The 8,303-nt window shown below is 60.7% G+C and carries 7 protein-coding genes and 1 pseudogene; 3 read left to right on the forward strand and 5 right to left on the reverse strand.

Translation table 11 applies throughout. The features are described 5' to 3' along the window. Positions 1-164: 164 nt before the first annotated feature. On the reverse strand, positions 165-2,165 hold the full coding sequence (locus XALGPE39_RS13660) for an ATP-binding protein (RefSeq protein WP_045728653.1): 2,001 nt from the start codon (positions 2,163-2,165) through the stop codon (positions 165-167). An 89-nt stretch (positions 2,166-2,254) separates the two neighbouring features. On the opposite strand from XALGPE39_RS13660, the gene XALGPE39_RS15820 reads away from it, so the two are divergent. Further along, on the forward strand, positions 2,255-2,629 hold the full coding sequence (locus XALGPE39_RS15820) for a hypothetical protein (protein ID WP_152624911.1): 375 nt from the start codon (positions 2,255-2,257) through the stop codon (positions 2,627-2,629). A 597-nt stretch (positions 2,630-3,226) separates the two neighbouring features. Here the strand turns inward: XALGPE39_RS15820 and XALGPE39_RS15825 are convergent. Beyond that, on the reverse strand, positions 3,227-3,670 hold the full coding sequence (locus tag XALGPE39_RS15825) for a hypothetical protein (protein ID WP_152624912.1): 444 nt from the start codon (positions 3,668-3,670) through the stop codon (positions 3,227-3,229). A 496-nt stretch (positions 3,671-4,166) separates the two neighbouring features. On the opposite strand from XALGPE39_RS15825, the gene XALGPE39_RS13665 reads away from it, so the two are divergent. Then, the gene (locus tag XALGPE39_RS13665; RefSeq protein ID WP_045728654.1) at positions 4,167-4,736 is read left to right on the forward strand and encodes a DUF3016 domain-containing protein; all 570 of its coding nucleotides are present in this window, start codon (positions 4,167-4,169) and stop codon (positions 4,734-4,736) included. Positions 4,737-4,767: 31 nt separating this feature from the next. On the opposite strand, the gene alr is transcribed toward XALGPE39_RS13665, so the two are convergent. Both alr and XALGPE39_RS13675 read right to left on the reverse strand, forming a co-directional pair. Next, complete coding sequence (alr, locus tag XALGPE39_RS13670) at positions 4,768-5,841, reverse strand: alanine racemase (RefSeq protein WP_045728655.1); 1,074 nt, start codon at positions 5,839-5,841, stop codon at positions 4,768-4,770. Next, on the reverse strand, positions 5,820-7,127 hold the full coding sequence (locus XALGPE39_RS13675; RefSeq protein WP_045728656.1) for a D-amino acid dehydrogenase: 1,308 nt from the start codon (positions 7,125-7,127) through the stop codon (positions 5,820-5,822). The genes alr and XALGPE39_RS13675 overlap by 22 nt, the downstream gene beginning before the upstream one ends. A gap of 134 nt (positions 7,128-7,261) precedes the next feature. Here XALGPE39_RS13675 and XALGPE39_RS13680 point away from each other — a divergent pair. Then, positions 7,262-7,473 (forward strand): annotated as a pseudogene (locus XALGPE39_RS13680) (AsnC family transcriptional regulator); the annotation flags it as partial. Between the two features lie 296 nt (positions 7,474-7,769). On the opposite strand, the gene XALGPE39_RS15830 reads toward XALGPE39_RS13680, so the two are convergent. Beyond that, a complete protein-coding gene (locus XALGPE39_RS15830; RefSeq protein ID WP_152624913.1) occupies positions 7,770-8,189 on the reverse strand; it encodes a hypothetical protein in 420 nt (139 codons plus the stop codon). Between the last annotated feature and the right edge of the window lie 114 nt (positions 8,190-8,303).

The following is an 8,303-nucleotide window of genomic DNA, read 5'->3' on the forward strand; positions in this document are numbered from 1 at the left end:
TGTATCGACAGCATCGGCCAGGTCATCGACGCAACGTCTACGCCGCCCACTCCTGCGCCATCCGCTACGCTGTGCAATGGCGCGACCACCTGCACCGTCGAGACGATAACGGAGCACACGCTGCCATCCTCGCATGCACTCCGCACGCCAGCCGGCAACCGCGATCAGCCTTGCCGAGCGAAGCGCACCGCCGAGACCAACTGCGCCACGCTATACGGCTTAGCCAGATGCTCCTGGAACCCGGACTGCAACGCGCGCCGACGATCGTCATCGCGCGCCAGCGCGGTCACCGCCACCGCCGGCAGTTCGGCCGGACCCAGGCACATGATCTCGCGCACAGTGCGAATCAGGCCGTAGCCGTCCATGCCCGGCATGCCGATATCGGTGACCATCACGTCGATGGCGGTATAACCATCACCACCGAGTAGCTCCAAGGCTTCGCTGGCGGAACCGGCCACGATGACCTGCGCGCCCTGCTCTTCGAGCAGACGACGCAGGTAATCGAGCATATCCGGCTGATCTTCCACTGCCAGCAAACGCATGCCCTTGAGCGCATGCGCCTCGACCACCTTCTCGGACGTCGCGAACGCACGCACCTCGCGCAACGGACGCTTGCACGAGGCATCACGGTGCAACGGCAGACGCACGGTGAACACCGCGCCGCAACCGCGACCTTCGCTGGCCGCGCTGATCTGTCCCCCGTGCATCTCCACCAACTGCTGCACGATCGCCAAGCCAAGACCCAGCCCACCATGCAAGCGGGTGGTGGTGCTGTCGGCCTGGCGAAACCGGCCGAACAGATGCGGCAGAAAGTCGGCAGAAATACCATCGCCGGAATCGCGCACCGCGATATTGACGTGCTCGCCGTCGGCATCCACCTCGATCGTCAAGTCGATACGCCCATGCGCAGGCGTGAATTTGATCGCATTGGACAACAGGTTCCAGAACACCTGCTGCAAGCGCGTGGCGTCGCCCAGCACCATGCACGGCTGCGATGGCGCCTGTAGGGTCAATGCCTGGTCCTTGCCATTGGCCACAGGCTCCTGCGCGCGCATCGCCTCGCGCACCTGCTCGGCCAGATCCAGCGCTTCCACTTCCAACTGCACCTTGCCCAGCAACATGCTGCTCAGATCGAGCATGTCCGAGATCAGCCGCTGCTGCGCACGCGCGCTGCTGGCGATGACCGACAATCCCTTGCTGCTGGGATCGTCCGGCGGCAATCGCTGCAACAGCAGATCGCTCCAGCCGAGAATGGTGGTCAACGGCGTGCGCAGTTCGTGCGACAAGGTGGCCAGAAACTCGTCCTTCAGCCGTGCCATGCTCTCGGCAGCGTTACGCGCACTGCGCTCGGAGTCGAGCAATTGCTCCCGCGCCAATTCGATCTCGCGGCGTTCGGTGACGTCCGGACTGCTACCGGCCAAGCCAATGAATTGCCCCTCGGCGGAGTAACGCGGCACTGCCGTCATCTCGACCCAGCGCCATTGGCCGTCATGACGGCGCGCACGCACAAGCGCACGTAAGTTGCGTTGATCGCACAGCGCATTGCGCAACTCGACGGCAAACACGCCAGCATCATCCGGATGCAGCACATCGCTCCAGCTCGGACGCGTCGCGTCAGCCTGCGCATCGATACCGAAGAATTCCGCGTAGGCGGTATTGGTGAAACGCAATTCGCCGCTGACATCCAGCACCCACACCGGCATGGGCAACCCCTCGGCGAGCGCGCTGAAGCGCGCCTCGCTTTCGGCAAGATCGCGCTCAACCCGTTTGCGCTCGGTGATGTCGAGAAACTGCACGGCGATTTGACGCTGCTCTGGCGCGCCGATACGAAACGCATCCACCGCCCACCAACGGCCCTGATCGGCGGCAAAGCTCTCGAACTTGGCCGAACGGCCGCTCAGCGCGACTTCGCCGTAACGCTGGAACCAATGCTCCTCATGAGCCGGCGACAGCTCGCGGATGCGTCGGCCGACCACATCATGCATGCCGGTTTCGCGTTCGAACGCCGCATTGACTTCCAGGAACACGTAATCCACTGCACGTGCGCCATCGAACAACACCTGCACCACCGAGAAACCGCAGTCGATCTTGTCGAAAATCTCGCGATAACGCAGATCATTCGCCTGCGCAAGCGGAGCCGAGGAGGGATCGGAACTGGCATACATGACGGCAATTGTTCTAGACGCGGCCTGCGTTGAGGAATGGGCGATGCGATCAGCCTACCCAGCACACACAGCACGCCAGGACACCAAGGATGAACCTCCATCTTGTTGAAGCGGCCCGGCTGCCGTCAAGCCTTGGCGCAACCGGGCAAAAGCGCACATGCCCCAGCAGACCCAGCGACACGCTCTACACGAACGCCTCGGCACCTTCGGCAATCCATCGTGGCATGCGGGTCGGACCCATGGCAGCGCATGTGCAACGCCTTGGCGGAGATACGGACGTCATGCCTGCCGCTGGATGGATTGTGCGCGGCAGCGCCGACATCGGCAACGCGACGACCCGTAGCACAATGGGCCGCCGCGCACCTCAACGGCTGGGCACCTCGAATCACCACCAAGAACTCGACCCCAACATCCACACGACATTGATTCGTATAGCGCACAATTTATGGAATCGAGTTTTTTAGAGGTGCCCAGCTATTAATCGTAATTTTATTTCGTAGTGATCGTTAATTTCCCCATGCCAAGCCAATCTTTCGAAATATTAAAGAATCGAGTTGCCGTATCTGTCACAGTGTACCCTTCCCTGTATGATCCGGTTATATATGAATCCATACTACAGAACCTATCTGTCATCGCATACACGTCGTAAGTGTAACCAAGTAATAGAATCGGACCGGAGCCTCTGCCGGGTCCAGTTACATTACCGTTCTTATCCAATGACGGCGGATTCAGCTGGACACACCCAGGCGTGTTAGTATGATGACCGGTGATTTGTATCATCACGGCTTTCGCCTCGGCGTCATAGTTTCTCGTATTAACACGCACGAATAATTGTTGTTGCGCGCCAACGGATGTGGCAGCACCGGCCAATAGTGCGAACACCGCACATAGCGCGGCTTTGCGGAAATGCCGAATGGTCGAATGTGTGTACATGAAGATACCTCTTGATAATGGGCGGGGGATGGAACCGACTGACCAACCGTTTGGGACAGGCTGTTAACACAAGGCGCTCATCACTATTCGGCAAGGCCTGAAGAAGTCCATCTTCATCGTCTTTTTTATTACGGCGTAGTGATCGTTAATTTCCCGTTGCCATTTGCATCTTTAAAAATAGTAAACAATCGAGTTGCCGTACTTTTTACAGTGTAGCCAGTCGTGCTTTCCCCAACTATATATCCACCAATATTACAAGAACTATCTCGCATTGCATACACGTCGTAAGTGTAACCGAGTAATAGAATCGGACCGGAGCCGTTGCCGGGTTTGCGTACATTACCGCTCCGATCCAATGACGGCGGAGTCAGCTGGACACACCCCGGCGTGTTAGTATGATGACCGGTGATTTGTATCATCACTGCTTTCGCCTCGATGTCATAATTTTGCGTATTAACACGCACGATTAATTGTTGTTGTGCGCCAACCGATGTGGCAGCACCGGCCAACAGTGCGAACACCGCGCATAGCGTGGCTTTGCGAAAATGCCGAATGGTCGAATGTGTGTACATGAAGATACCTCTTGATAATGTGGCGGGGGATGGGACGGACTGACCAACCGTTTGGGACCAACTATTAATGCAAGGCGCTCATCATTATTCGGCAAGGTCTGAAGAAGCCCATCTTCATCGTCTTTTGCCGGATCAATCCATTGAATTTCAAAGCCTATCATCCCGATAGCCTGATTCATTCAGATTTTCCTGAGTTAGGCTTGCTAATCAGTGTATCGCCTTGAAATAACGATCACAAAATGCGTTTAGTATCACAAAATATTTTCAGCGGACTGAGCGCGATGCTTCCAGACACGATCGCATCGCCCCGCCCTGTCAGGAGACGGGACAGAGGACACCATTTAGAGCGGCTAACAAAACGACTGCGCAGCAGCCAAACGTGTGTGGAAAGCGCGCAGATGAATCAGCGAATAATCCGCCATGCCATTGGCGTCACCGCGATTGCAGACATCGCAGCACGCGCACACACTTGACCGACACCTCCTGGAGATCCGCCATGACGATCCGTTCTGCCTGGATGGCGCTGGCTGTGGCCTGCCTGTGCGCGGGCGGAGCCCACGCCGAGATCCGCAGCGTCACCGATCCGCAAGCACCGCGCAGCATCGCCGGCGATAGCCCGGTGCAAGTCGGCTGGGCCGACCCGGCCACGTTCAGCGAACTACGCCAAAGCCGCAACCGCTGGGACGCCGAGCGCGGCGACTGGGTACACGATCTGGCCGTTTACCTACAGAAGCAGGCGAGCAAACAATTGCAGCCGGGCCAGCGCTTGCATATCGAACTGACCGACATCAAGCGTGCCGGCGACTACGAGCCCTGGCACGGTCTGCAATGGAATGATGTGCGGGTGATGCGCGACATCTACCCACCCCGGATCAATCTGACCTTCACGCTATACGGCGCCAATGGCCAAGTGCTGGCACAGGGCCAGCGCAAGTTGTTGGACGGCAGCTATCTGCTCAATAGCTCGGTCGGCCTGAGTACCGATCCACTACGCTACGAAAAGCGCATGCTTGAGGACTGGCTGCATCGCGAGCTGCGCAAGGACGCCGCCGTCGCCGAGCGCTGATGCGACGCGAGCCGCGAGCGCGAGCCGGCCATTAATCGCCCAGATAGTGGCGCGGCGCGCGCTTTAACCCGCACAGCAGGCGATAGGCACTGGAAGCGCAGCGTGCGGCCAGGGCATCGATGCGCGGTTGCGCGCCCCACAACTGCACCAGGCTGCCAAGCCCGGCCTGCGGATGTTCGGTCAGATCCACAGTGAGCATGTCCATGGACACGCGTCCGATCAGCTCACCCGGCATACCGTCGATCAGCACCGGTGTGCCATTCGGCGCCAACTGCGGATAACCATCGGCATAGCCGATCGCCACCACGCCCACCCGGGTCGGCCGTGGCGCGACGAAGCGGGCACCGTAGCCGACCGGCTCACCGGGTTCCAGGTCGCGCACCGCGATGATCTTGGACTGCAAGGTCATCACCGGGCGCAGTTCGCCCGGTAGCAGCGCTGCCGCCGCGAACGGGTCTGCGCCATACAACATCAACCCCGGACGCGCCCAGTCGCTGCGCACCTGCGGCCAACCCAACAACGCTGGCGAATTGCACAGACTGATCTCGCCAGCCAGGTCGGCAGTGGCCTGCCGGAACACCTCGACCTGTTCCAGTGTGCGCTCGCTCTCCAACTCGTCGGCACGCGCGAAATGGCTCATCAGCACCAGCCGCTCGACCTGCGGCAATGCGCTCAGCCGTGCATGCGCGGCACGGAATGCGTCCGGGGCCAGGCCGAGCCGGTGCATGCCGCTGTCAAGCTTCAACCACAGGCACAGCGGCTGCGGTGCGGCGAAAGCGGCGATCGCCTCCACCTGCCAGGGCGAGGCCACCACGCACCACAGCCGATGCTGGGCGACCAGTGGCAATTCGTCGGCCTCGAAGATGCCTTCCAGCAGCAGGATCGGCGCCGCGATGCCAGCCTGACGTAGTTCCAGCGCCTCCTCGATGCAAGCCACCGCGAACCCGTCCGCCTCGGCCTCCAGCGCACGCGCGCACGCCACCGCGCCATGCCCGTAGGCATCGGCTTTGACCACTGCAAGCGCCTTGCCGCCCCCGAGCCGCCTGGCCAAGCGATAGTTATGGCGCAGCGCGTGGAGATCGATCAGCGCACGGGCTGGGCGCACGCAGCGGCCTCCGCAGCGGGTACGCCGGCAGCACGCGAATAACGGAACAGGTCCAGACCTTCGCCATCGATCTGCGGCTGACGCGACGCGATCAGGTCGGCCAGATAGCGGCCGGAACCGCAGGCCATGGTCCAACCGAGGGTGCCGTGGCCGGTATTGAGAAACAGATTCCGGTAGCCGGTGGCGCCGACCACCGGAGTGCCGTCCGGAGTCGCGGGGCGCAGCCCGGTCCAGAATTCGGCCGCAGCCAGATCGCCACCGTGCGGATACAGCTCGCGCACCACTTTCTCCAGCGTGGCGCGGCGTCGCGCCGGCCGCGACAGGTCGAAACCCGCCAGTTCGGCCATGCCACCGACGCGGATGCGCTGGTCGAAGCGGGTGATCGCCACCTTGTAGGTTTCGTCTTGGATGGTGGAGTTCGGTGCCCGTGCGGGGTCGCGGATCGGCAAGGTCAACGAGTAGCCCTTCAGCGGATATACCGGCAGGCGGATGCCAAGCGGCGCGAGCAACGCCGGGGAATAACTGCCCAGAGCAACCACATAGCGATCGGCACGCTCCACACGGCCGCCAATGCGCACGCCATCGAGGCGGTCGCCATCGGCCAGCAACGCTTGGATCGTCTCGCCATGACGAAACTGCACCCCTGCCGCTGTCGCCAGCGCGGCCAGACGCTGGGTGAACAGGTGGCAATCGCCGGTCTGGTCGTTGGGCAGGCGCAACGCACCGACCAGCGTGGCGGGCGCGTCGGCCAGGGCCGGCTCGACCCGGACAATACCGGCGCGGTCCAGCAACTCGTAGGGCACGCCATACTCGCGCAGCACCGCGATGTCCTTGGCCGCGGCGTCCAACTGGGCCTGGGTACGGAACAACTGGGTGGTGCCGAGCTGACGTCCTTCGTAGGCGATGCCGGTCTCGGCACGCAACTGATCCAGACAATCGCGGCTGTATTCGGACAGGCGCACCATGCGTGCTTTATTGATCGCATAGCGCTCAGCCGTGCAATTGCGCAGCATCTGCGCCAGCCACAGGTACTGCTTCAGATCGGCGGTGGGGGTGATCGCCAGCGGCGCATGGCGCTGGAACAGCCACTTCAACGCTTTCAGCGGCACCCCCGGTGCGGCCCACGGCGAGGCGTAGCCGGGCGAGACTTGCCCAGCATTGGCATAGCTGGTCTCCAGCCCGACCGCCGGCTGGCGGTCGACCACGCTCACCTCACAGCCACTGCGGGCCAGATACCAGGCCGTGGCCGTACCGATCACACCACTGCCGAGAATCAGAACCCGCATGCTCTACCTCGTCTGGATCAAATCCCTGGCTGAATAGCGCCGGGGATGGGTTTAGCCGCAGTATAGGCAGCCACCTGCGGATTTTCCCCCAATTTTGGCTCACACGGTAGGTTAAAACACTGAGACTCACGCACATGGCCCCACGCCCGCGCAAACTGGACAAGATCGAGCGCGCAAGATCCTCCGCATCCTGCAACAGGAGAGCCGTATCTGGTTTACCGAACTGGGGACAGGCGGAGCTTGTACCCCCCGCTGCATCGAGCGGATGCGCCGACTCGCACGCGATGGCGCCATCACCGGCTACTACGCGCGGCTAGACCCGCACTACCTCAAGCGAGCCTATCTGGCCGCCGAGCTGATCTGCACCGCGTTGCAGAGGGCCATCGTCCTGCGCCAACCCACGCACGGACGATAGTGCATACCGACCCCAGCCGCCAATACACCACCACGACAGACAAGCTGACGTTGAACCCGGCCGGAAGTATGACGTTACCTGTTCAACGTCTTGCCCTGGAGGATACGGAGATGATGAACGCCACCGCCGGATGTGTGGGTTCTGCGCGGCGACACTGACATCGGCAACGCGGCGACCCGTGTCACGGTGGACCGCCGCGCATATCAATGGCTGTTACACGCTACTGATCAGCCGGTACTGACCAGGATCCTTGATTTGGAAATACGAATAAACAAATTTTTCGTACTGCGTACTACGTACCCATTCTGGTATATACCATCCAAAGGGATGGTGCAGTCCGGATCACGCATCGCCTGCATGTTGAAAGTGAAACCGACTAGCAGGGGCTGACCTCTGCCAACGCCAGGGCCCGTGAAGTTACCTTGAGCGTCCCTTTGCGGCGGACTCAAGGCCGTACACGTCTCACCGCCAGAAATTTTGGCGTTTTTTATCATAATATACTTTGCATCGAGATTATAATTATATGTAACACTATTGGCAGCCTGAGTTTGTTGTGCGCCGGCCGATGTGACGGCAACGGCCGCCAGTGCGAACACGGCACACATGACACTCTTGCGAAAATGACGCTTGGTAGAATCTGCGGCCATGACTATTTCCTTTATAATGTGGCAGAGGATGCGTATGCATTATTAGAGCGTGTTATGAACTTGAGGCTTTCGCGGCTATCGTAAGCGGATGAAGCCAGCACGCTCCTATCCGAC

This window comes from Xanthomonas sp. GPE 39, assembly GCF_000963005.1.
Lineage (GTDB): Bacteria > Pseudomonadota > Gammaproteobacteria > Xanthomonadales > Xanthomonadaceae > Xanthomonas_A.

Coding starts and splice junctions, on each gene's coding strand:
- XALGPE39_RS13665 (WP_045728654.1), top strand. CDS start 4,167: ATGACGATCCGTTCTGCCTGGATGGCGCTGGCTGTGGCCTGCCTGTGC.
- XALGPE39_RS15820 (WP_152624911.1), top strand. CDS start 2,255: ATGAACCTCCATCTTGTTGAAGCGGCCCGGCTGCCGTCAAGCCTTGGC.
- XALGPE39_RS13675 (WP_045728656.1), bottom strand. CDS start 7,127: ATGCGGGTTCTGATTCTCGGCAGTGGTGTGATCGGTACGGCCACGGCC.
- XALGPE39_RS15830 (WP_152624913.1), bottom strand. CDS start 8,189: ATGGCCGCAGATTCTACCAAGCGTCATTTTCGCAAGAGTGTCATGTGT.
- XALGPE39_RS15825 (WP_152624912.1), bottom strand. CDS start 3,670: ATGTACACACATTCGACCATTCGGCATTTTCGCAAAGCCACGCTATGC.
- XALGPE39_RS13660 (WP_045728653.1), bottom strand. CDS start 2,165: ATGTATGCCAGTTCCGATCCCTCCTCGGCTCCGCTTGCGCAGGCGAAT.